The sequence below is a fragment of the Brevibacillus sp. YAE8 genome, assembly GCF_057543335.1.
Genome location: NZ_BAAIYG010000008.1, coordinates 33413 through 56387, shown reverse-complemented (window position 1 = coordinate 56387; position 22975 = coordinate 33413). Strand labels below are relative to the sequence as shown.

The following is a 22975-nucleotide window of genomic DNA, read 5'->3' as shown; positions in this document are numbered from 1 at the left end:
TCCCATTGAGAGGAGTTGTTTCATTATCGGTCTTTCAAAATACGGATGGTAGCACCTAATCTGCATACATAACTGAACAACAGGGCTTGCTTCTCATCATGGTGTTGCCATGAGAGCGGGAGTTGATATTGTTGGTTAATATCAAGTCGCGTGCAGCTCGTGCTGCCAGAGAACAGGCCCTAACTAAATTCGCTATCAGGCTCATTGAAGATGTGCCGCTGACAGGATTGCCATGCTTGCGGAATGGTGTTGCACGTTCAGTGGATCAATATTCGAACCCTTTGTGTGTACTTTCGAAGGGTCTTTTTTGTTTTCCTTTATTACGCATTAAGTTTAAAGGCGACACAGGCTGCCGTTCGCCTCCTCCTTGTTTTGGCTTGCTTGGCAATCAAAACAAGGGAGAGGGATGAGAGTGAAAAAAATCAATCTTCGCGATATGTATCCTTTCTATCAAACGGATGTCTGGATCAAGGTGGATGAGGAGATCGTACAGGAGATGCGACGTTTCGAGTTGCTTGAAAGCGCTTATAAATTGCGCGCTCATCGTCATCGGGCATATTACTCTCTGGATCGAAACGATGGCATCGAAAACGATATTCTGTTTCCTTCTCGTTCTACTGAAACAGAGTATGAAGAAATGGCCTTTCGAAGAGAGCTTTACGCAGCGATGTGTCGATTACCGAAAAAGTCGTTTCGACGTATTTACTCACATTATTTTTTAGGGATGAGTAAGGTCGCTATCGCTCGTGTAGAGCAGGTGGATGAAAAGGCTGTACGCAAGTCCATCGAAAGCGGGCTGAAGAAGTTGAAGCAAATTCTCGGGAATAAGTGATTTTGAATCATAGGGTCCGATTTTATTCCCAAAATGAAAGGGCTATTAGAGGGTGATGTTCAAGGCGACGATTGGCGGTTATATGACTAATCGTCGCCTACTATGAAAGGAGTGCCAAAGTTATGTTTCCCGGTATGTTTCGTGATGTAGAACACGAAAAGTTTTACAGCGATATGCTGAGCCGTTTTTATCGCCAAGATGTCTATCATCGTGCGTTGTTTTACACGTTAGGCTTGACGCGAGAAACGAGGACGCATGTTCAGGACTTGTTTGACTTTTCAAACGACAGCATCCGACCGAAAGGTTTAAAGGCTTCCTAGCAAACAGGTACTTCCCTTCGAGCAAGCCGCTTGGCCTTTAATCTGTGGAACGGATGGGCAGAAGAACAGCAGGAACGGGATTCCACGCCGCACGAGTTGTTTGATTGTCGTTATGCGCCTTATTTCTTTGAGGCGATTCGCTTGCGTTATCCGGAATATTGCAGGAGCCATGACCGGGTTCCCCAACGTATGAACGGTCCAACCCGTTAATGGATATGCCAGGAGGGCAACTTTGATGAAGGATATAAAGACAAGGACACGGGTGAAGAACATTAAGAAGCTGGATCGCTTCTCCAACTTGATGGCAAAAGCAAAGTCTGTCGATGTACGTTCCAAACATAAGTCATCTAATCGCCATGATTCGGAATCTACAGGTTCCTCTGTGGTGTACGCGCAAAATCAATCCGTGAGGGCGGCAAAAACCACGCTGCGCAAGGGGATGCGCATCATTCCAGGTGTGAGCAAAGGAGCAATTCGTCTTCTTCGGAAAAAACGGGAGCGCTTGATAGGGACGGCGAAGGAGAAAGAAACCATGCCTCAGCAATCGGGGGAAACGGCGAGCGGTCGGCGTTCACGTAAGCGAAGCGGCATTCAAGTGAGCAAACGTTCGGTTGTTTCTGATAAACAACAAGCGCTGTCCGCCCATTCAACAGGTGCCATACAAGGAAGAGATAATCGTCAGGCTGTACATTCATTTTCCCAAACCAAGCGTCCATTGCGTTTGCGGAAGCCTGTTGGCGGGAAATATCCTTTGTTTTCCGAAACAGTGATAGGGAAGCAACGCTATATTCATCGAATGGTGCGGGCCAGGATTGTCAGTCGGAAACAAGCTCAACAACCCCAAGCTCAAGCTAAAAGTGAAACCCAGTCAAACCCGATGTCAAAACCTGTCGAGAAGCGTGTCACGACCACGAACACCCTATTCAAGACTACCGTGCGTTCTCGTGACAAACGTTCGAGTCTACAACCCGGCGAAATGACAATCGGGAGGAAACGAAATCCCGCCCCCGTTCGTTCTTCCGCTCATAAGCTGGTGAAGCCGCATGCAGGTGTATCCGGGCGTGTCAAAACGGGCGGCAAAGTCATCAAGGTGCTTTCCCATTCAGTAAAACCGATTCATCAGTCTAGCCAAGAAAAAGGACAGGTCCATAATCCAACAGATAGGATGAAACATAAAGCCAGGGAAGCGCAAAAAGCAGCCTTTCGATTGATGACCATGCACCGTTCAAAGCAGCGGCTGCAAGCTGTTGCCAGATGGAACATTCGCATGATTCGTGTAGCGGAGAAAATGACTGCGGTACTCGCCAAAGGCATGATCGCTCTTTTAGGTGTTAGCGGTACGGTGATCATCTTGCTATGCATCATGATGGCTGTTGCTGCGGTTGTATCATCTCCTTTTGGCATCTTTGTCTCCAGTGATAATACGGATAGCGATGTATTGCCGCTTTCTGACATCGTACAAGACATCGACAACGAATTTGCTGTCCGACTGGAGGACATACGTCGGGATGCAGGCTCAGTGGATCGTGTAGAAATCCATTATCTCGGAAGCGCTGATAATACTCGCATCGATAACTGGATGGACGTCATCGCGGTCTTTGCGGTTCGTACCGTAATGGACAGCGAAAACGGCATGGACGTAGCCACACTGGACGCCACTCGGGTGGATGTGATTCGCTCCGTCTTTTGGGACATGAATCAACTGGACTCTTACGTGGAAACGATTGAACACAGGGAAACGATTACGGTGGAACATGAAGATGGGAGCACGAGTAAGGAAACGATAACCTGGTATGAATCGGTATTGCACATTACAGTTGCCAGTCATACTGCTGGGCAGCAGGCCGACATCTACGACTTTACAATCGAACAAAGAGAGATCATGCATGAAATGTTGTCGGCGGAGTTCCGCCCGCTCATGTTCGCGCTTCTCGGTAAAGATATGGATGTTGGGTTAACGACTGAGCAGCTTGAAATCGTTTATCACGATCTGCCGAAAGGGGAATGGGGCGGTGAAGCTGTCCGCTTGGCATTGACTCGCTTGGGCGATCCATACAGTCAAGTTTTGGCCGGGCAAGACCGCTATACAGATTGCAGTTATCTTGTTCAATGGGTGTACCGGCAGTTGAGCATTCAGTTGCCGCGGACGGCGGCTGAACAAGCCAGACATTGTGTCGATAACGGGTGGACAATCCGTTTTGAAGATTTGGCTCCGGGCGATTTGGTCTTTTGGAGCTATGCCAGCAATGGTCGGTTTATGGACATTACCCATGTTGGCATCTATGCCGGAAACGGCAAGGTCGTCGATGCTTCATCCACTCGCGGACAAGTGGTTTACCGGAATTTGTTTGACGCCGATCAACAGGTGCTGTATGGGCGGCCGTTTCAAATGAACGTACAAAATGTTTATAGCTAAAAACAAAGTAACCCCGGGGAAAACTCTCCCGAGGTTACTTTGACCGATGCTTTCGGATTATAATTTCATTATAAACGATTATTGTCTCTACCGCTACTATTGTCTATTTCTAATGGTTCAAATAAATAGTTAGTATTTTACTTGGGCCGAGGTGCTAGTTGCGGTTTCTAAAATTCTGTTCCTCTCTTTGATAGTGGCTGTTGTCACCACTCTGTAGGTGTTGCCCGAGGTAACGTAATATTCTTTTTCAAAACTAATGACAATGTTTGTTCTGTAACGGGCATCCAATCCGCAAAAAGCGACTTCATAAGAATCAGAAAAGATAGTAACATAATAATTTTGATCTCTTCTGTTACATATTCTGATTTCAATCGTCATCATATAGTAGACAACATGATATTGCTTCAGTATCTTTTTCTGATAGCTATGAAATTTAATGGGAGGGAAGGGTTATGTAACTCAACTTTCGCAGCATGAAATGGGCAAACAGGCCTTGATGTAGCTGGGTAAAGTTGCAATCCATTGCTGGAGTTGACGTTGAATCAGAGCCGAAAGCTTTTTTCCTGCTTTCGTAGTGATTTCGTTGATCAGATCGAGCAGTTGCTGCAAGGCGATGGCCCAGTCCAATGTGCCAACTTCGTCGCACAACACATAAAACAGACCGCCGAACGAGCGAGCATCCGTACTTTGCCGATGCTGCCAGGCCAGCAAAATATAGCGGGAGAATACAATCGTCGTATGGCTGATCAGTAAATCATAGGAGCGGCCTTGAAACTCCTTCTGCAAACGAAGCAGCGACTTGGTGCACTTGAAGAAGACCTCGATGCCCCAGCGGATCCCGTAAATACGGATCACGTCCTCCACGGAGAGGGAAAGATCCGTCGTCAGCACCGCGAGCCATTCGTTCTTCTTCGTGCGATGACGGACGAATACCACGTGAACCGGTATGCCGGAGGCAAGCTCGGTTCGAATCGAACGAAGGATGCCTCGTTTCTTGCTTTGCACCGGAGACGCTGCGGTGTATAGTTCTTTGAGCGACAGCTTCCGGCCTTGAACAAGGAAACGCTTATTGTCGTTCTTGACCATGCCGATCACGTCGAGCCCGCGGGAGGCGATCTCGCCAATGAGGGGCGCGTGCGTGAACCAACTGTCCATCAAGACATAGGAGGCCGTGGCTCCGGCGGCAAGCGCGCGATCCAACATCGATACAATCACCTGCGGAGCCGACAGGAGTGCTTCTTGACGTCGCTTATACCCGTTCGTCCGTTTGTCGATCTTCTCGTTCATGCCGTTAATGGCAGATTTGCCGGAACTGAGCAGCGCGAAGTCCAGCGGCAGGAAGGTATGGCCGTCGGACCATCCCATGGTGAGCATACGAAATCCCTTGTAATAAGCGCCGGTGGCATGATCTTTGAACCTGGCCAGCAACTCAACGGCTTTGCTGCGGTTGCGTTCGAACATGGAATCGTCGACGATGAAGACGGTGTCCGATCTGCCGACGTAAGCACGCTGACCTTCTGCACCGTCGCGACGCTGAGCGACGTCAGAAAACGACGCCAGGCAAAGCCTGCATGGTTGAGGAAACGATAGACGGCATCCTTGCCGGGAAAGGAGTCGCCCTTGCTGCTCTCGAGCAGTCGAAACCAATTCTTCTGGTGAAACAGAAGGACAAAGACGAGTTGGAATAGCCGAGCACAGCTAAAGCCAAATCGCTTACGGAATCCGGCTTGTTGAAGATGTTTCATCACTTTCAGTTCTTGAAAAGCAGGCTTTAATTCGTTTGGCAGTTGATTCAGATCGGGCTGATGGTCTATCATGATGGTTCTGTCTGGTAGTGATGGCTTGACACTCTCACTTTACCAAACGAAGTGGTGTTTTTCTATTTTGGCAAGCTGGCTATTCAACAGACCGTAAGACCGTTCTACAACTGGTTTTACATTGATTTTCTAGGTGCAAAAGTTGAGTTATGTAACATAAAAGAAAATCAAGGAACTCCGTTGCCTACTGTAATCGCTTACTCTTTTGTTAAAACAAAAAATGTTAGGAGCTATTCCTGTAATGAATTATATTGAACTTTGAAAAAGAAGAGTACCTCCAGTATTATGGGGTTCGGTCGAGTAAGCACAAGGGATTCGGGATTTGTATGTCGAAATCATATGCAAAGGAATCTTCGGAAAACAGCCCAAAATCCTTGCAGAAGGAGCGATGAAAATGTTCAAGACGACAGCACACCTCGACAATCAATTGATCCTGCCTGGCGATTTCTTTCTTCCCTTCGGCGGAAAACTGGATGAAGGGAATCGCTGGGTTCAGTTGGCTCAGTTGGTGTCGTGGGCGGCGGCTGAACAGAAATACGGTCGTTTCTTCAAAGACACCTTCCGCGGTCAGCAAACGATCAGCCTGCGGATGGGCTCGGCGCGCTGATCATTCAGGAGCGCATGCAGTTGACCGATAGAGAAACCCTGGCGTCGATCAGCGAGAATCCCTATATGCAATACTTCATCGGTTTGCCCGGATTTGTCATGAAGCCGCCGTTCCACCATTCCATGATGACGCATTTCCGCAAACGTCTGACGGACGTGCTGGCCGAGCTGAACGAGATCATCGCCACCGAGGGCGCGAAGGAAATGAGAGACGATGACAACGATCCAAGCAACGTGATCGGCGGCGCCACCGGAAGCGTCCGAACTTGAGACCGATGAGGCCATCGATTCCACCGCGGCGTCGGAAACGCCAGAACAACCGAATCAAGGGACACTGTTGGTGGACGCCACCTGCGCCCCGGCGGATGTGGCGTATCCGACCGATCTGAATTTGCTGAATGAAGCGCGGGATAAAAATCGTTCAGCAAACCCGAATCAGGGCCCCAAATCGCGAATGCTGTAGAACAGTTATTCGAGTACGAGAAAAGAGGCACGGTGTGGCGAGCGGAAGGCATTGCGCCGGTCGACTTTAATATGAGTCCAAAATCGCCCTAATCTGTACAACTTGCTGCCTCGCTTTTATGACACAACGAAAGACAAAATCATCGTTTAAAAAAGCGAGCTCCCTTTCTCTACATGGGGCTCGCTTTTCGAGATTCGCAGCTGAGCAAAGTTCAACGATCGTTATCCGTGAGGAACTTAATGCTGCTACTGTCGCCTGAATATTTGCATCTCCTCGCCCCATGCTTTATTATATTTTCATCGACAAATTTGCAGGTCTAAACAAGGAGGTTCATTCGTCCATGTGCCCCCGTACCAAAGAACAAAATGAGCTGATCCGCATGCAGCGCAGAGAACAGATCCTGGACGCCGCCGCGCACGCCTACTTCCGCACGGGAGGCAGCTTTGATATTCGCGACGTCGCCCGCGAGGCCAAACTCGGTTACGGCACGGTATACCATTATTACCCCAACCGACATTTATTAATCGAAGATGTGCTGGATAGCGGCTTCGAGCGATGCGAGCAAGCCCTGGCAGAATGGGCGAATATCAGAGGCGGAAGCCCGAATGATAGTCAACTGTTGACGTATTGCAAGGCGTTGCTCCGGCTGTGGCAGTCGGATGCCCGCGCATATCTCGTCTACAAAATGGCGGCGGAACATTATGCAGGCTTGCCTGAGAAGGATCGGCACCCCGTCAAGAGACGATTCATGGAACGCTTGTACGTCCCGCTTCAATCGATCGCCCGGCGCGAAGACGACAGCGTCGACCATATGCTTGTCGTGCTGGTCGGCTGCAGCGGGCTACGCTACTATACGGGCGCTTCCGAGTTGGACGTCGATCGAATCGCCCAGCTCGCAATGCAAGCTATTACGAAGGAGTCCTGATACGAACATGATTATCCTAAAAAGCAAGCATGAAATTGAGGCCATCCGCAAGGCATGCCAAGTGGTGGCCGAATGCCATCGCACGATCGCCCCGCTCATCAAACCGGGCATCACGACGAACGAGATTGATCGCATATTCGAGGACATTATTTTGAAGCATGGCGCCAAGCCATACGAGAAGGGCTACAAGGGCTATCCATATGCGACGTGCGCCTCCGTCAACGACGTGATCGCGCATGGATTTCCTAGCGATAAGCCACTTGAGGAAGGCGATATCGTGACGATCGACACGGTTGCGGAGCTCGACGGCTGGCTCGGCGATTCGGCCTGGAGCTATGCGGTCGGGAAGATCTCGCCTACGGCCGAGAAGCTGATGCGCGTCACGAAGGAATGCCTTGACCTCGGCATCGCGCAGGCGCAGCCCGGCAATCGGCTCGGTGACGTGACAAGCGCGATCCAGCGGCATGCGGAGTCGCACGGCTTCGGCGTCGTGCGCGACCTTCTCGCCCATGGCATCGGTCGTGACCTGCACGAGGAGCCGACTTATGTGCATATCGGCAATCCCGGCAAAGGCCCCCGCATCAAGGAAGGCATGGTGTTCACGATCGAGCCCATGATCACCGAAGGCACCTATTACATGACAATCGATCCGGACGGCTGGACCGCGCGGACGCTGGACCGTAAGCTTGCCGCCCAATACGAGCATACGATCGCCATCACGGCTGAAGGTCCACAAATCCTGACGGCGCAATAGAATGATTAGTAGTCGACCAACGGGATGGTCGGCTGCGGAGGCTGCCACAGCTTTGCCTGCCAATGGATGGGTCGAGGAGGAGGTCGAGTTCCATACGCTCGACTCCGCTTGCTCCATTGTGCTCGGTTATGGAAGACAAGCGAAAGCGCTCATGCCCGCCGAGATGAGGGACGCGGTCCGGGCGGAAGCGCAAACCATGTGCCCGTTATACGATGAATCGTGCACGTGATTGGAACCCCAGCTGATCTCCCGTCAAGATCCGGCTTCTCCGATCATCTGCAGTTCAATTTGCTTCATTTCATAACCTTTTTAAAGGTTTCCCTTTTTTCTTCAACAGACGAATGAAGGTGCTCCCACTTGTTATCCAAACGTTTTACCTCTTGGTCGATCTCATCCATCTGAAGGGAGGAGTCACGAAAGGCCTTTTTCGTTTGTTCAATTCGCGGTTTTTGCCGATTCAACCGCTCAAGCCACTCTTTGTAGTAAAAACGGGAAAATTCAATAAGATGATGCTCCTCAAGAGGCGCCCCCTCCCATGTACGACCAATAAAACGAATCATCTCCTGCGGCAGATAACTCGTGTGCAAGCGCGGTTCGACAGGAAGATCCAACGCTTCGGGCAGCCGGCTAATCGAGTGTGTAATGTAGACTAAAAGTACCCCGAAAGAGCAAAGTGAAATCCCCGGAAAAAACAAGCAGAAATCCCCCAATAAATCGTGGGGGAATAGACCGCAACAGAAGACTCCTGTATCCTATTCATAGAGAGAAGCGAAAGGTTATGGGGACGGGGAGATGCTCAAGATGGGACAGATCGAGACGATCAAAGATTTATCCGGGTTTTATTTTTATATTCGACTAATTAAAACTGCTTACCAGTATTCGTTCACACACTGCTCAAGAAAAAATGAGCTCTGCGAAATTATCCAAGCGTAAGAAATCGCCGCCCAGCTCTCGTCAACGAAAGCGAGCGGCGACAACTCGGCTGACACGAGGTCTGTCAAAGAACTGCTGGTCATCCAGGAGCTTTATCGTCATCATCGCGCTGCTGCACGCTAGACCCGTCGTGCACGGCTAAAAAGCGAAATGTTCAGCATGCCCTGCTTAAACGATACGCGCCAATCCTCACCTGTCTCATACCTGTGCCCATGGTGTCTGGGCACTCGACCTCGCCATCGATTGTGGTGAATCAGAAATACGTGGGGTGCTGCACCGTTATCGTCAGGAACAACTGTTTATGCGGTCAGGGGTGAAACTGTCGCGTCAGTCGATAGCGAACTGGCTGATCGCAGACACGAGCAGCGGGTAGTGGCTCTCACCACTGTACGGCTAAATGGACGCCGAATGACTGAAACGGGATATCATGCAGTAGTTATCTTGCCAGATTACCACTACATTGATCTGTTCATTCACTCGTCCTCGGCCAGCCGCCAGTTGTCCATGTTTTCTCCAAGTATCCGACAACCGCCCACGCCATCAGACTGCTCACAATCGTGAACGGTGTTTCCGGGTACAGACTGATCAAAGTAAAACTGACCGTATTGTTCAAGGCATGCAACACCATCACAAGCAGGATGGAGCCTGATCGTTCAAAGATAAAATTGGTGATATAGTTCATGGCGACGATGGACGCTGTAAATCCAATCAGAGAAGGCACAAGAACAGCCAGCCCCGCGTCCACATACAAAATAAAGAGCAGCGGATAGTGCCATAATGCCCAGATGAAGCCCCCCTTCCATGCAGCGTGCCAGAAATCTTGTTCCCTTGTCTTCAAATAAGGATACAGATATCCGCGCCAACCAAACTCCTCGGTTCCGCTTGTCAGCACATTTGAAATGAAATATCCGATTACGGATAACGCAACCGCTTGCCATGTTGCATCCGCCAAACTGCTGAGCAGGATGCTGAGTACGAACATCGGAATTGCGATCACGATCGGAATAGATAATGCGAAACGGATATCAGCTCGACCCGGACGTCTGAACAGTATAACTCCCTCTCGGGTACGGACCGCAAGGAATCCGAGCAAAGGACCGAACACGCCTAGTGCGAATAACAGTTGAACAATGGAAAAATTTCCGGCAAGATGAAAAATCGTCATATCCGTTCGTAAAAAATGGTCTGTCGATCTGCTCCACCGATAAGCTGAAATCCAACACCCCCATGTCCAACCGAAAGAAATGATCAGATACACAATCAATGCTGATTTCCGAATCATGTTTATTTCTCCTTTTCTGTTCATCTACAATGAAAAGCTCTCAGGATCTTTTCCCAAGAGCTTCATTGCAATGGTCGTTACCGATGGCAGGAAAATCTCAACCTTTCGGAAATGATTTGTGTTGATTAAGTTATCATAACATGAGCGGAAACTGCGTCCAAGACGGAGGCTCCATGGCTAATTGTAATTCTTTTGGTATCATGGCTTTTCAATCAGGGTATTTGAGGTATGCCTTTTATCTGCTGGCGCTATCCCACAAAGCAAAGAACTTCAGGGGATGTTTCCTTATTGTGATCAGGAAAATTGTCCAGTAACGTTCGTTCTTCGATTTTAGCCTGGGTTAGTTACAGGTATCCAACCCGTTAGCAGCGCTCCGCCTTCCGAATGGTTGCCTGCGGAGAGCTCACCTCCGTGAAGCCTTACAATTCGTTGTGAAATGGTCAGCCCTAATCCGCTACCTCCAGTTGAACGATTTCTAGATGCTTCACCACGATATAGAGGTTCAAAAACTCGATGTAGTTCTTCCGAGGAGAAGCCCGGGCCGGTATCACGGATCATAAACTTTATTTTGTTACCTTCTTTATAACATTGAACAACAATTTCACCATACGAGGGTGTGTGTCTGACGGCATTATCCAACAAATTGTTCATCGCTCGTTCCAATAAATGCACATCACCGTTAATGAAGCAGTCGTCTTCAATATGGGTCGAAATCGAGAGGTTCTTTTGGCGAGCTAGCGGACTTAAACTGTCAATCGATTTCAGGATGATGAATTTAATATCAATCTTCTGATGATGAAGATCCATCTGCACATGCTCCATCTTTGTAAATGTGAACAGGTCCTCTACCAACCGGTCCAATTGCGCCGATTTTTCCTTACAAACGGCCAAATATTTGGTTATTTTATCCGGGGATTGGGCAATGCCTTGTTCCAGACCATCCAAGTAACCTCGTAAAGCGAACAATGGGGTACGCAAATCATGAGCGACAGCTGTAATGACGAATCGGCGCTCTTCTTCCAATTCCGCTTGTTTTTGAAAAGCTTTTTGCATTCCATTCACCATCATTTCGAATGCATCGCGTACCTCAGAGATTTCGGTGATATAGGATCCAGGCAACTCTACGTCCCAATCTCCTGCAGCGACTTTTCTGGCTGCAAAGCTCATCTTTTCGAGAGGCTTAAGAAGAAACCTTCGCATTTCAACACCGACAATAAAAAAAGCTAACAATAGCCCGGTAAATATCGAAATGAACTTAGCCGCATTTGACTTCGGAAGATAAATAATGACCTTTCCGAGCAAATGCCCGTCCTCTATAATGGAGAACCGTTCGGTAGAAGGCAATATGCCATGGCTCTGTGGATTAGAACGGTAAATTTCTTGATCTGATGCAGATAGAATAGCCGCTTCCATTTTCGCTTGTTGCAACTCATGATGCAATTGGTTTTGCCAATTCGGATCCCTCCATTTGTTCGAATTGGTTTCGATCAGCTGTACGATCTTCTCGATCCATTGTCCTTGCAGAATCTCGGCTTGAGCTCCGTTTTTTGCGAAGCTGAGCGTTTTTGTCTCTATGAAGTGTGTTGTCACATAAAAGATCCACGGCACTAACATTAAGAAGAAGAAAAGCAGTATAGTAAACGAACGAATACGAAGTGTTCTCATCTTAACCTCCCTCGAAGCGATACCCTATTCCCCATACGTTGACTAGGTATTGAGGATGGTTCGGATCGGATTCAATTTTCTCGCGAAGTCGACCGATGTGCACCCGAATCGTATGCCTGTCACCTACCCCATTCCAAAATTTCGAAAGTATCTGTTCATATGAAAAAACATGCCTGGGGTGTTCGGCAAATAATCGCAATAATTCATATTCCCTCGGGGTGAGCACTACACTCTTCCCATCCACGAATACTTCTCTTGTGGATAGATTTAGCTTGATGCGGCCAAAATCCAAGATTCTCTCACTCATTTGCAGTTGGGAAACAGAACGTCGTAGTACAGCTTTTATCCTGGCTACAATTTCACCGGGTGAAGCGGTTTTGACAATATAATCATCGCCGCCGAGCGTCAGGCCGCGAATCTTGTCCACATCGTCGCTGCGTGCGCTCAAGAAAAGGATCGGAACGTTACTCTTCTCCCGAATCCGGCGACATAACTCAAACCCGTTTTGACCCGGCATCATGATGTCAAGAACAATACAATGAATGGAATTCTGCTCAAACAATGTCCAAGCTTGAACAGAATCGCAAGCGGTTATAACGCGATAATTTTCATACTCTAAAAAGTCGCTCAATAGTTCAACAATGCTTTGATCATCGTCTACAACCAGTATGGTACTGATTTCACTCATGAATATCCCACCTTTGAAAACTAGTTTATCATTTAACCCCATGCAACAAACAGAACCACCTAATTTGTGATGATTTGTTTATTGTTTTGTGACCTTTATACAACTTCATTTGAGATACTCGTTTGTTACGATACTTCTTGCCGAGTCGGACAGCAAATATCGCGAGTTAGGGCCCGTTCTACGCAAAAACGGATGAAGGAGGTTGACAAACTTGGAATACGGAAGTTTCTCATTTTTTCCATTCGGTGCTCTATTTTGTCTTACGCTTTTTTCTTTTGTCGCAATTCGAATTTATCTGATTCGTCATCGCTACAGAGATTCCAATCCAAAAGACCGTGACATCGCATTGATTCTAAAAGGTCGGATGGCGAGTGGTGAAATCGACGAGAAGGAATATCACAGGCTGAAGGATCTTCTGACAAAATAACTTTTCCCTGATACGATCCGCAGGTTCGAGGATCAATCTATTGACTTTGAATATGAGGAGGTTTATGGATGTTAACGGTTCAAGTCGTGCTTTTTGATGGCTTTGACCTTCTGGATGCCATTGCACCTTACGAAGTTTTTTGTGCCGCGGCAATGTATGCTGAACACGCGTTAAGCGTAGAATTCGTTACCGCTGAAGGGCCGAGATCCGTCACCAGCGGCATCAACGGGTTAAAAATTGAAGCGAGTGGCAGACTGAACCCGGAACGAACAGGCATCATTCTTGTACCTGGCGCGTCGGGCGACGTCGAAGGAGATGGGCCGAATTCGCCCCCAGCCATTCTGTCGCGGGCACTGAATACCGAATTGGTTGAAATGATTGAGCAAGCACTCGGGCAAAATGACATCATCGTTGCCACGGTTTGCGGCGGTTCCCTGTTACTGGCCATGGGAGGGCTCTTGGAGGGCAGACCAGCGGTAACGCATCATCTGGGCATGGATGTACTTGGAGCAACCGGAGCCATTCCCGTTCCTGCACGCGTAGTGGATAGCGGCAACCTGGTCACTGGTGGCGGCGTTACTTCGGGACTCGATGTAGCGCTGTATCTGGTGGAACGCGAGCTTGGACCGCGCATCGCGCACGCGGTAGAGCAACTGTTCGAATACGAACGGAGAGGAACGGTCTGGCGGGAAGAAGGAAGGGCGCCTGGCTCTCACAAGGCAGAGACCGACGAAGAAACGAACGCGACGAACAATATGGGGATGATTTATGATACCCCGGATATAAAATTACCCGGAGAATCTGACTTCGACGGGGATTGGGATACAACAATTGCTACGCCTGTTGGAAAACTGGAGGTCAAGCTCTCCATTTCCATAAGGAATGGGTTGGTCCAAGGCCAGGCTACACAAGGGGATGAGACGGTCGAGTTTATAAATCCCTTACTTCAGGACAATAAGCTCACCTGGTCGCTGCGCGTCACGAAACCTATGCGGTTAAATCTAAAATTCGAAGTTACCGTGCGTGGAGATGACATGATTGGATTCGCCAGGGCCGGCATACTGCCTGCATCCAAATTAACAGGCAAGCGTGTTACCTAACCCATAAATGCGATTTGGCAATTAAAATGAGGGGATGGATCGCATGAAGGAGTGGAAAATATCATACGGCTTATTGGCCTGCATCAGTATTCTATTTATCCTTTACGCTTTGGTGGCCAATTTTATTATCGATCCCGAAGCAAAGGCGTTTATAAGCCATAAAATCGGCCTGAAGCGCGAACTTAATCTTCCGGTCTGGATCAACGTTATGCACGTTCATGTTGCGTTTGCCTGCATCGCCATGGCGACAGGGTTGCTCAACTTCTCCAACCGCGTCCTTGAAAAAAGCCGCAAGTTCCACCGTATAAACGGCTACGTTTATTTAGTATCCGTCCTTCTTGTCGTGATTACTTCCGGATATATGGCTCCTTATGCTACCGGAGGAAAAATAAGCAGTATGGGGTTCAACGCTCTTAATCTAATATGGCTGTTTATCACCATTACGGCGCTTGTACAAATCAAAAAGAAACGCATCATTCGGCACCGGAACTGGATGATCCGAAGTTACGCCTTTTGTTTTACGAACATGACAATTCATCTCATCACCTCCCTTTTTTATCAGGGATTTGGTCTCAACTACGCTACCAGCTATACAATAGGGGTTTACGGCTCTATTGTGCTGCTGTTGATCATTCCTAACATCATTATCAGAAATATCAATCGATCCAGAAAGGCAGTGGTAGGATGAAAAAAATTATAGGAGTACTCATGTCGTTTGTACTAGTTCTATGTCTAGTTACCTCTGCAGCAAGTGCGAATTCAAAAAAAAATAATGATCCATTCAAAGACAAAAGGATGCATGTTCAAATCGTCTTGTTCGATGGTTTCGATCTGCTGGACGCATTAGCACCATACGAAGTATTTGCTGCTGCGGGAATGTACTCAAACGGAGCAGTTACTGTGGAATTGGTTTCCGCGGAAGGCAAGCGTTCTGTCCCGAGCGGTCTGAACGGGCCGGCTCTCGAAGCGCAAGCTGCATTAGACCCCAAGCGTCCTGGAATCATTTTGGTGCCCGGGGCTTCGGGCAAGCCAGCAGGAAATTCGGAAGATACCATTCCGAATATTTTAAAGAAGGCCATGATGACGGGCTTGTCGGAGAAATTGAAACAAGCTTTTAACAATGAGGAAGTTATTGTAGCTACAGTATGCGGTGGTACACTGCTGCCTGCGATGGGAGGTTTGTTGAAAGATAGACATGCGGTTACCAATCAAATAGGCATGGAAGCGTTAGGAGCTCTCGGTGCAATTCCGATTGAAGCAAGAGTCGTTGAAGATGGTCCTCGCTTCGTAAGCGGGGGAGGCGTGACTTCGGGTCTTGATGTGGCCTTGTATTTGGTTGATCGTGAGTTAGGTCCTCAAATCGCAAATGCTGTAGAACAGTTATTCGAGTACGAGAAAAGAGGCACGGTGTGGCGAGCGGAAGGCATTGCGCCGATCCATTTTGACGAAAACTAATACCGATCCGATAAGAGCAACAGCGGCAGACTAGGATGATGCAAAACACCCTGGCCTGTCCGCTGTTGTTGGCTCGATCACAGGCCAAAAGAATACAACTGGCCTGGGTTTGGCTAAATTTTCTTGGGACTGACTTGCATCTTATCCAAAACAAAGTTATCATAGATACATGAAGTCTTTAATTCGAATGGAGGAGTGCTATGAAAACTCACAAGCCACTGATTATGCGTTTGAGGTGATGTTCCATTTACTGGCAACAACGCCGGACAAGATTACTAGACCCATCTTATGACAAATTAAAGATATTATATATCCATAGTATATTTAATCGAAAGGAAGATCACGATGGCTATTCAACATGCGAAAGATTCTACTTTTAATGAGATGGTGCAAACGGAAGGTATAACAGTAGTGAATTTTTGGGCCGCTTGGTGCGGTCCATGCAGAATGTTTGCACCTGTATTAGAGGAGTTTGAAAGGGAAGCAAATGATTCCATTAAAGTCGTTAAAGTTAATGTAGACGAAAATCCGGTAACCTCTTCACAATTTCAGATTATGAGCATCCCGACAACCATTATATTCAAAGATGGACAGCCTCTATATAAAGAAATAGGCATATTGTCGAAAGGTGAACTGCAGCAGCTTGTTGGCTCCAAATAAATCAACAAAAAAGGGGAGATTCTTTTGATTTATGATTGTGCTATTATCGGCGGAGGCCCGGCAGGACTCAATGCGGCTCTGGTACTTGGGCGGGCCAGACGCAGTGTTGCGTTATTTGATAACAGCCAGCCCCGAAATGCGGTTACACATGCCTCTCATGGATTTATAACAAGAGACGGTGTGACACCCGCCGAGTTTAGGCGTATTGCATATGAGGAGGTTCTGGGGTATCCCTCCGTTGAACTTTTACCTTGGGAGGTAACCGAGATTCACCGGACTGATCACAGGTTCGTCGCCGTGGCGTCAACCGGAAAACGGATTGAAGCACGCAAATTACTGATCACCACTGGACTTAGGGAGATTTTCCCGGATATTCCAGGTTTGCGTGATTGTTATGGAACAAGTTTGTTCAGTTGTCCCTACTGCGATGGTTGGGAGCTTCGAGATCAGCCGCTAATTGTTGTTTCCGAGAACTCTGGAGTGTTTCATATGGCCAAGCTGCTCTATACCTGGAGTAAAGATCTTGTGGTTTGTACAAATGGGCATGCGGTTCTGGACAACGATCAAAAACAACTGTTGAAATCCAGAAACATCGAAGTGGTTGAACAAGCAGTAACGATGTTTATCGGTCATGAGGGGAAATTGCGGCAGGTGGAATTTGCAGATGGCACGCGAATCGAGAGAACGGGAGGATTCATTACACCGGAATGGAAACCGAAGGCGTCTTTTCAGGGTTCGCTTGGTTATGAGGTAAATGAGTTTGGCGGTATCGCCACAAATGAGTGGGGCAAAAGCTCGGTTCCAGGTGTGTATGCCGCCGGGGATGCAGCTTACGTCATGCCTTCCCAGTTGATTTATGCCGCAGCAGGCGGAAGCAAAGCGGCGATTGGCATCAACATGGAGCTGACCGAAGAGGATTTCGTTTAGCTCTAAGTGGACATGTCCTTCTCTTGGGGAAAAGTTTCTTAGAGAGAAGGACTTTTTTCAAAAGTCATAAGTGTAATGACTGCATCAAACAGAAAGGGATGAAGAGGATGATGACGAACGATTTTTTTAATGATGCCGTTTGGGAAGCAGCTTGGAAGAAGGATCCAGATACAGCGATTAGCAAAATGAAAAAAGTTGGAATTGATCCAGCACATACTTTTGACCATAGGGCAAAGTCATTTAACGAGCAGGCGTTTAGCGAAGAAGGCAGGCGAAGAACAAAACGGATAATGAATTGGCTGGAAAGTCAGGGTGTGACATTTAAAGATACCTCCATATTAGACATTGGAGCGGCCTCAGGCGGATTTACAGTGCCGTTTGCGGAGAGAGGGGCTAGTGTTACTTCTGTGGAGCCTAGTCTTCCATTAGTTGAGCTCTTGAAAAGTAATATAACGGGATTAAAGAACGGGAATGTAGAGATTGTGGCTGAGCCTTTTGAAGACATTGATATTCAAGCAAAGGGGTGGGAAAAAGCCTTTGATTTCGTATTTGTCTCCATGTGCCCGGTTATTGCCGACTGGGAGAGTGTGGAGAAAGTGCTGAGCTGCGCACGACAGTATTGCTATATCAGCCTGTCTGTCGGCTCCAGGGAGCACAGTCTGGTAAAAGAGATTTGGCCTTTGGTCACTGATCAGCCCATGAAAACGGAACATTTGGAAATGGCTTATTTGCTCCATTTACTGTATCTCAAAGGGTATTCCTATCAGTCGCTCGTAACCCGGGAAATGAAATCTACAGAGGTACCTAGAGACACGGCGCTCCAGGAGGTGATGGAATGGCTGAGAATCTTCGGTTTGCCTGCGGACGACCAGAACAGGAAAATCATAGCCAATTATTTGGAACGGACCTATCCGACGGATAAGGTTGTCATCCAGCAGGGTGGGCGTTTTGGCAAGGTGCTTATTCAGTTGAAGGATCAGAGCATGTACACCGGTGTCCAAGAATTTTCCCATAAGTAATTTCTTTAACTATATAATGGACAAAAAATATCTGTAATATCTACAAACTGGAGTGTCTGTAGTAAATTGAGGAACGTTATGAAAAGAAAACCTGTAATCATTGTCGCATCTCTAATCGTCGCGAATTTTTTGGCACAACTCATGCAAACCATGCTGAACACGGCTTTGCCACAAATGATGCTTGACCTTGGAATCCAGGTCAATCGGGCGCAATGGCTGATCACCGTCTATCTTCTGGTTTCTGGAATTGTCATCCCTGTGACGGGATTCCTGATCGGAAAATACTCGACGCGAACCCTGTTTTTCGCATCCGCTGGGGCCTTTACGACAGGGACGCTAATTGCCGGCTTCTCCGTCGACTTCACATTGATCCTAAGCGGACGAATTATTCAGGGGATTGGCGCCGGATTGCTGGTACCGGTGTTCCTGAATACGATTATCCTAGTGTTCCCAAAGGAAAAACTCGGGGCAGCGATGGGACTGGCCAGTCTCATTGTGGGACTCGCCCCTGCACTGGGGCCGACGATTTCCGGCTTCGTGATTCAACATCATTCTTGGAGAATCTTATTCTATGGGGTGGCGCCCATAGCGATCGCGAACCTGTTTGTCGCCTATTATTGCTTGGAAAACGTTTGGGATACGCATAAAGCGAAATTGGACTGGAGATCGATTCTTTATTCAAGTTTGGGCTTCGGCAGTCTGTTGTATGGATTTAGTATCCTTAGCGATCAGGGAAAAGGGATTCAGCTTGCGCTGACCTTCCTTATCGTGGGATTCGCACTGTCGTTTCTGTTTGTGAAGCGCCAATTCAAACTGGCCGTCCCTTTGCTTGATTTCAACGTATTTCGTTACCCGAGATTTACTTATGCATCGATTATAGGCGTAGTCCTGTTCATTGTGATGGCCGGGGTGGAACTGCTGCTCCCGATATATGCACAAAATGTCAGGGGACTACTGCCTAGAGAATCGGGGCTAATGCTGCTCCCAGGTGCATTGCTGATGGGGGTGTCCGGAGTGGTATCGGGTAAAATCTACGACCGTTATGGCGGTCGCTATTTGATTCGGATCGGCTTCTTCGGGATAGCCGCCGTAACGGCTCTATTAACGATAGCGCTATCGATTCACGCTCCGTATGGTCTGTTGGTAGGGTTATATGCGTTGCTTATGACCGGGGTCGGTTTTATGATGACCCCAATTACTGCTTTTGCCATGGCGAGCTTGCCGAATTCGATGATGAATTACGCTTCGCCGATGACCACGGCCATACGTACATTGGGCATGTCAATGGGCGGGGCACTGCTCATCACCCTGGTGACAATTACCGCAGATTATAGCTCATTCTCTTTTCCGATCAATATGCATCAAGGAATTCAAGCCGCGTTTTGGTCACTAGCCCTCGTTGCAGCGAGTGGTTTTCTTCTTACTTTCTTTGTTCCATATGGTAAAGGTTCAGTGGAATCGTAGGTCTTGGAGTGTTGCCAGTTACAACGAATAAAGGAGTAATAAGGGAGGCGATATTTGACATAAGCCAATATAAAAAGTTATTATGGGCACATAAAGTCCATAATTGAGGTGAACATCACGTTATGAAATTTTCTAAAGCGACAAACTATGCTCTTCATACGATGCTCTTTCTTGCCGCATTCCCGCCGAACAAACTTATCGGCGTACAGCAATTGGCGGAGAGACAAGAGGTTTCTCCAACGTATTTATCCAAAATCCTTACCAAGCTGGTCAAGGCAGGAATGATTGAATCGACTTCAGGAGCCAATGGTGGATATCGCTTAAAACGGAATTGGGAAGAAATCTCGTTTCTCGACGTGATTCATGCCATTGAAGGCTCCGCCTCCTTATTCGACTGTGAAATGAATCATGGATCAGAGTGTTTAGTTCAGAAGGTGATGGTATCGGCTGAAGAGAAAATGGAGGACTTTTTAAAAAACCAAAAATTATCTGAGATTGCTAAGAAAATGACGGTAGTTCTTTGAAGAAAAACTGTTTTTATGAGAATGGTTTATTTTATTAAACCGTTTGGGAAAAGCATGAAAGGAAGATATACAAACGGCATTGAACAAGATTGTGCTGCGTTAGATTGATACCATTGTCCTCTCGACCGCATCGATGTCGCGAAGAAGAGCTCTCGATATACCTTAATGGTGAATCGAGAGCTCTTCTTTTGCATATTCGGAAACTTGTCGAATGCAGGAGCCTGGAGGGTCTGGTTTAATTCGTGAAATGATGGGTCAGGAATCGGGATGATGGACTGAAAAATAAAGTATTAGACGGGAAAGCACTCGTCCCTATTCTTCCTCCGCAGGATAAATTGCCGACGTTCGGACAATATCGTTACTGGTTCAAGACTTGGAAGATACCTTAAAAAGGCGGATTAGTTTGCGTTCTCAATTGACAAATATAATAGTATTTGTTACCGTGGATTTTTCTCGGGAAGTCATCACCAGTTCAAGCACCCAACCCAAAAGGGACGAACAACCGTCAAACATCCTGACAAAGACATTCCCGTTCCTACGCTCAAAAGCATTGAACGGCGGTCGGGGTTAAAGTTTGAATAGCCCCGGCTCCCTCCCGACCATTCAAAGGAGGTATCCGACATGAAGAAGCCGGAGCGATATTTCTACCCTGCCGTTTTCACTTATGACCCCGGCAAGGAAATCGCTGTTGTTTTCCCTGATCTGGATTGCGCGACAAGCGGAACGGACGATCACGATGCGCTTTTGTCCGCGCGGGAACTGCTCGGCATTGTCCTGTACGGGCTGGAAGAAGATGGCGAACCTATTCCCGCTCCAACGCCGCTTTCCCAGATTCAAACCACGCAAGCGAACGAACGCGCTGTGCTGATTGATGTCTATATGCCATCTATCCGCAGGCGCAAGTGAACCGTTCTGTCAATCGGACGGTCACGCTTCCGGCTTGGCTGAACGCCGCCGCGCTGGAGAAGGGCATTAACTTTTCACAGGCACTGCAATCCAAGCTGATGCAGGAATTGGGCATTGATCGCGTGAACGATGCGAAGTGCTTCCTACACAGTCACATTCGCACTCCCGGCGCAACCTTTCCCGGCTTGGACGTTTTCTTGAATGTCTCGTATGGATTTCACCTCACGATAATTTGCAACAGCATAACTGCCAATGGAATAAGAATCCACCCAATAGGAAACAATGATAATGATGAGATGTGAGAATCTGGAGGTTCGTCGATGGCAGGAAAAAAACAAAATCTATTGATTAAGAATGATTTTTTCGGAGACATTCAATCAGCCCTCGGGTTCCCTCCAGACTTGGTCTGCCGATCCTTGTTTGCCCAAGGGGAACAAACCGTGCAGTGCCTGTATCTGGAATCGATGGTCAATAAAAAATCGATTGACGAATACATTTTGAAATCGTTCACGGAACATACGTTTTCCGAAGGGGAAGCGTCTCGTTCCGCCGAGAGCGGTTTTTTGCGTGAATTTTCCTTTTTCGATCCATATGAACAGTTGCGGGAACATGCCGTACAAGCTCTCCTTGCAGGCCATTGCGCACTAACCGATTTTGCAAGGGAGCGCGTTTGTCTCATCAATGTGACTGAACCCAAACAACGCTCCGTTGAAGAACCGAAGACGGAATCGACCATTCGCGGCCCGCACGAAGGGTTTACGGAAAGCATTCTGACCAATGTGGGGCTTGTCCGCAAACGAATCCGCAACCCATTCCTCCGATTTGATAAAATGAACATCGGCAATCAGACCAAGACGACTTTGCTTATGGTGTACTTGGAGAACCTCGCCCCGGAATCGCTGGTCCGGGAAGTGCGCGGCAGATTGTCAGCCATCCGGACGGACAGTGTGCTGGAAAGCGCTTATGTGGAGGAATTCATCCAGGACCGGATTTGGTCTCCTTTTCCGACGCTGACCAACACCGAACGCCCAGATATGGTAGCTGCCCAGTTACTGGATGGTAAAGTGGCCGTGATGGTGGACGGAACACCCAACGTCCTGATTGCCCCCATGACGTTTTTCGAGTTTTTCAGTTCTCCTGAAGATTATTATCAACGGGCGGACATCGCCACGTTTATTCGCTGGATTCGGCTGATTTCCTTTTTTACGGCCGTGTTCGTCCCTTCCTTGTATGTCGCGGCCACGACGTTCCATCAGGAACTGATCCCGACCCAGCTCCTGATCAGTTTGTCCGCCCAGCGGGAAGGGGTTCCCTTTCCCGCTTTCTTCGAAGTGTTGTTAATGGAAGTCGTGTTTGAAATTATCCGGGAAGCGGGGCTGCGCATGCCGCGGGCGGTCGGACAGGCGCTTTCGATCGTGGGGGCGATTGTACTGGGGCAGGCGGCGGTGGAAGCCGGTCTCATTTCCGCCGCGATTGTCATTGTTGTAGCCATAACCGGCATCACCAATTTTGTCGTTCCGGTTTACAGCTTTGGCATGTCACAACGCCTGCTTCGTTTTTCGTTCGTGCTGTTGGCCGGCTTTATGGGCCTTTTCGGCATTTTATGCGGTGCCCTGTTTCTGGTTGCCCATCTGGTGTCGCTTAAGTCCTTTGGCGTTCCTTACTTCACTCCCGCTTCCCCGTACATAGGAACCGATTGGAAAGATGTGTTGGTGCGGCTGCCCCGGCCCTGGCTGAATCCGAACGGTCTGCCCGGATATATTCGGAATATGAAGAGAAAAAGGTAATTTGG

The 22975-nt window shown here is 48.1% G+C and carries 21 protein-coding genes and 5 pseudogenes; 21 read left to right on the top strand and 5 right to left on the bottom strand.

The genetic code is table 11. The annotated features are described in order from the left end of the window. Nucleotides 1–412 precede the first annotated feature (412 nt). The 3 genes and pseudogenes from AC27IT_RS13200 to AC27IT_RS13190 all read left to right on the top strand — a co-directional run bounded on the left by AC27IT_RS13200 (nucleotide 413) and on the right by AC27IT_RS13190 (nucleotide 3568). Entirely contained in the window at nucleotides 413–832 is a 420-nt protein-coding gene (locus AC27IT_RS13200; RefSeq protein WP_036623475.1) for an RNA polymerase sigma factor, read from the top strand. A 122-nt stretch (nucleotides 833–954) separates the two neighbouring features. After that, nucleotides 955–1362 (top strand): annotated as a pseudogene (locus AC27IT_RS13195) (DUF6075 family protein). A gap of 25 nt (nucleotides 1363–1387) precedes the next feature. Beyond that, nucleotides 1388–3568, top strand: a complete 2181-nt coding sequence (locus tag AC27IT_RS13190) for a C40 family peptidase (RefSeq protein WP_213509926.1) — start codon at nucleotides 1388–1390, stop codon at nucleotides 3566–3568. 459 nt (nucleotides 3569–4027) lie between these two features. Here the strand turns inward: AC27IT_RS13190 and AC27IT_RS13185 are convergent. Then, a pseudogene (locus AC27IT_RS13185) lies at nucleotides 4028–5385 on the bottom strand (IS4 family transposase). A 394-nt stretch (nucleotides 5386–5779) separates the two neighbouring features. Between AC27IT_RS13185 and AC27IT_RS13180 the strand changes: the two are divergent. The 6 genes and pseudogenes from AC27IT_RS13180 to AC27IT_RS13155 all read left to right on the top strand — a co-directional run. Then, nucleotides 5780–6210, top strand: a pseudogene (locus AC27IT_RS13180) (transposase); the annotation flags it as partial. Between the two features lie 27 nt (nucleotides 6211–6237). Next, nucleotides 6238–6406 (top strand): annotated as a pseudogene (locus AC27IT_RS13175) (IS5/IS1182 family transposase); the annotation flags it as partial. A gap of 17 nt (nucleotides 6407–6423) precedes the next feature. Next, a pseudogene (locus AC27IT_RS13170) lies at nucleotides 6424–6546 on the top strand (DJ-1/PfpI family protein); the annotation flags it as partial. A 248-nt stretch (nucleotides 6547–6794) separates the two neighbouring features. After that, nucleotides 6795–7379 carry a TetR/AcrR family transcriptional regulator gene (locus tag AC27IT_RS13165; protein WP_036623471.1) on the top strand — a complete coding sequence of 195 codons (585 nt, stop codon included), beginning with the start codon at nucleotides 6795–6797 and terminating at the stop codon, nucleotides 7377–7379. Nucleotides 7380–7386: 7 nt separating this feature from the next. Continuing rightward, the gene (map, locus tag AC27IT_RS13160; RefSeq protein WP_036623469.1) at nucleotides 7387–8133 is read left to right on the top strand and encodes a type I methionyl aminopeptidase; all 747 of its coding nucleotides are present in this window, start codon (nucleotides 7387–7389) and stop codon (nucleotides 8131–8133) included. A gap of 52 nt (nucleotides 8134–8185) precedes the next feature. Next, nucleotides 8186–8362 carry a WCX domain-containing protein gene (locus tag AC27IT_RS13155; RefSeq protein WP_240534143.1) on the top strand — a complete coding sequence of 59 codons (177 nt, stop codon included), beginning with the start codon at nucleotides 8186–8188 and terminating at the stop codon, nucleotides 8360–8362. A gap of 64 nt (nucleotides 8363–8426) precedes the next feature. Here AC27IT_RS13155 and AC27IT_RS13150 read toward each other — a convergent pair whose 3' ends face one another. From AC27IT_RS13150 to AC27IT_RS13135, 4 genes are all read right to left on the bottom strand, one after another. After that, nucleotides 8427–8828: a hypothetical protein gene (locus AC27IT_RS13150; RefSeq protein ID WP_036623467.1), complete on the bottom strand. Its 402-nt coding sequence runs from the start codon at nucleotides 8826–8828 to the stop codon at nucleotides 8427–8429. Between the two features lie 707 nt (nucleotides 8829–9535). Continuing rightward, nucleotides 9536–10348 (bottom strand): CPBP family intramembrane glutamic endopeptidase, encoded by an 813-nt coding sequence (locus AC27IT_RS13145; protein WP_036623465.1) that lies wholly within the window; start codon nucleotides 10346–10348, stop codon nucleotides 9536–9538. A 330-nt stretch (nucleotides 10349–10678) separates the two neighbouring features. Continuing rightward, the gene (locus AC27IT_RS13140; RefSeq protein ID WP_036623462.1) at nucleotides 10679–12013 is read right to left on the bottom strand and encodes a sensor histidine kinase; all 1335 of its coding nucleotides are present in this window, start codon (nucleotides 12011–12013) and stop codon (nucleotides 10679–10681) included. 1 nt (nucleotide 12014) lies between these two features. Next, entirely contained in the window at nucleotides 12015–12701 is a 687-nt protein-coding gene (locus AC27IT_RS13135; RefSeq protein ID WP_036628261.1) for a response regulator transcription factor, read from the bottom strand. Nucleotides 12702–12912: 211 nt separating this feature from the next. Between AC27IT_RS13135 and AC27IT_RS13130 the strand changes: the two genes are divergently transcribed. From AC27IT_RS13130 to AC27IT_RS13075, 12 genes are all read left to right on the top strand, one after another. Further along, nucleotides 12913–13128: an SHOCT domain-containing protein gene (locus AC27IT_RS13130; RefSeq protein WP_115311194.1), complete on the top strand. Its 216-nt coding sequence runs from the start codon at nucleotides 12913–12915 to the stop codon at nucleotides 13126–13128. Nucleotides 13129–13196: 68 nt separating this feature from the next. Next, nucleotides 13197–14228, top strand: coding sequence for a DJ-1/PfpI family protein (locus tag AC27IT_RS13125; protein WP_036623458.1), 1032 nt, complete (start codon nucleotides 13197–13199; stop codon nucleotides 14226–14228). A 43-nt stretch (nucleotides 14229–14271) separates the two neighbouring features. Next, on the top strand, nucleotides 14272–14916 hold the full coding sequence (locus AC27IT_RS13120; RefSeq protein ID WP_036623456.1) for a DUF2306 domain-containing protein: 645 nt from the start codon (nucleotides 14272–14274) through the stop codon (nucleotides 14914–14916). Then, nucleotides 14913–15683, top strand: coding sequence for a DJ-1/PfpI family protein (locus AC27IT_RS13115; protein ID WP_051985478.1), 771 nt, complete (start codon nucleotides 14913–14915; stop codon nucleotides 15681–15683). Before AC27IT_RS13120 ends, AC27IT_RS13115 begins: the two co-directional genes overlap by 4 nt. A gap of 345 nt (nucleotides 15684–16028) precedes the next feature. Next, complete coding sequence (trxA, locus tag AC27IT_RS13110) at nucleotides 16029–16343, top strand: thioredoxin (protein WP_036623452.1); 315 nt, start codon at nucleotides 16029–16031, stop codon at nucleotides 16341–16343. Between the two features lie 24 nt (nucleotides 16344–16367). Continuing rightward, complete coding sequence (locus tag AC27IT_RS13105) at nucleotides 16368–17270, top strand: NAD(P)/FAD-dependent oxidoreductase (protein ID WP_036623451.1); 903 nt, start codon at nucleotides 16368–16370, stop codon at nucleotides 17268–17270. A gap of 110 nt (nucleotides 17271–17380) precedes the next feature. Continuing rightward, entirely contained in the window at nucleotides 17381–18289 is a 909-nt protein-coding gene (locus AC27IT_RS13100) for a class I SAM-dependent methyltransferase (protein WP_036628257.1), read from the top strand. 78 nt (nucleotides 18290–18367) lie between these two features. Further along, nucleotides 18368–19753 (top strand): DHA2 family efflux MFS transporter permease subunit, encoded by a 1386-nt coding sequence (locus AC27IT_RS13095; RefSeq protein ID WP_036628256.1) that lies wholly within the window; start codon nucleotides 18368–18370, stop codon nucleotides 19751–19753. A 122-nt stretch (nucleotides 19754–19875) separates the two neighbouring features. After that, on the top strand, nucleotides 19876–20277 hold the full coding sequence (locus tag AC27IT_RS13090) for an Rrf2 family transcriptional regulator (protein ID WP_036623450.1): 402 nt from the start codon (nucleotides 19876–19878) through the stop codon (nucleotides 20275–20277). A gap of 414 nt (nucleotides 20278–20691) precedes the next feature. Beyond that, nucleotides 20692–20859 carry a type II toxin-antitoxin system HicA family toxin gene (locus tag AC27IT_RS13085; protein WP_074048767.1) on the top strand — a complete coding sequence of 56 codons (168 nt, stop codon included), beginning with the start codon at nucleotides 20692–20694 and terminating at the stop codon, nucleotides 20857–20859. A 39-nt stretch (nucleotides 20860–20898) separates the two neighbouring features. After that, entirely contained in the window at nucleotides 20899–21183 is a 285-nt protein-coding gene (locus AC27IT_RS13080) for a type II toxin-antitoxin system HicB family antitoxin (protein WP_213509925.1), read from the top strand. A 320-nt stretch (nucleotides 21184–21503) separates the two neighbouring features. Next, nucleotides 21504–22970, top strand: coding sequence for a spore germination protein (locus AC27IT_RS13075; RefSeq protein WP_283858649.1), 1467 nt, complete (start codon nucleotides 21504–21506; stop codon nucleotides 22968–22970). The last annotated feature ends 5 nt before the right edge of the window (nucleotides 22971–22975 follow it).

Coding starts and splice junctions, on each gene's coding strand:
- AC27IT_RS13190 (WP_213509926.1), top strand. CDS start 1,388: ATGAAGGATATAAAGACAAGGACACGGGTGAAGAACATTAAGAAGCTG.
- AC27IT_RS13165 (WP_036623471.1), top strand. CDS start 6,795: ATGTGCCCCCGTACCAAAGAACAAAATGAGCTGATCCGCATGCAGCGC.
- map (WP_036623469.1), top strand. CDS start 7,387: ATGATTATCCTAAAAAGCAAGCATGAAATTGAGGCCATCCGCAAGGCA.
- AC27IT_RS13145 (WP_036623465.1), bottom strand. CDS start 10,348: ATGATTCGGAAATCAGCATTGATTGTGTATCTGATCATTTCTTTCGGT.
- AC27IT_RS13140 (WP_036623462.1), bottom strand. CDS start 12,013: ATGAGAACACTTCGTATTCGTTCGTTTACTATACTGCTTTTCTTCTTC.
- AC27IT_RS13135 (WP_036628261.1), bottom strand. CDS start 12,701: ATGAGTGAAATCAGTACCATACTGGTTGTAGACGATGATCAAAGCATT.
- AC27IT_RS13125 (WP_036623458.1), top strand. CDS start 13,197: ATGTTAACGGTTCAAGTCGTGCTTTTTGATGGCTTTGACCTTCTGGAT.
- AC27IT_RS13120 (WP_036623456.1), top strand. CDS start 14,272: ATGAAGGAGTGGAAAATATCATACGGCTTATTGGCCTGCATCAGTATT.
- AC27IT_RS13115 (WP_051985478.1), top strand. CDS start 14,913: ATGAAAAAAATTATAGGAGTACTCATGTCGTTTGTACTAGTTCTATGT.
- trxA (WP_036623452.1), top strand. CDS start 16,029: ATGGCTATTCAACATGCGAAAGATTCTACTTTTAATGAGATGGTGCAA.
- AC27IT_RS13100 (WP_036628257.1), top strand. CDS start 17,381: ATGACGAACGATTTTTTTAATGATGCCGTTTGGGAAGCAGCTTGGAAG.
- AC27IT_RS13095 (WP_036628256.1), top strand. CDS start 18,368: ATGAAAAGAAAACCTGTAATCATTGTCGCATCTCTAATCGTCGCGAAT.
- AC27IT_RS13090 (WP_036623450.1), top strand. CDS start 19,876: ATGAAATTTTCTAAAGCGACAAACTATGCTCTTCATACGATGCTCTTT.
- AC27IT_RS13080 (WP_213509925.1), top strand. CDS start 20,899: ATGAAGAAGCCGGAGCGATATTTCTACCCTGCCGTTTTCACTTATGAC.
- AC27IT_RS13075 (WP_283858649.1), top strand. CDS start 21,504: ATGGCAGGAAAAAAACAAAATCTATTGATTAAGAATGATTTTTTCGGA.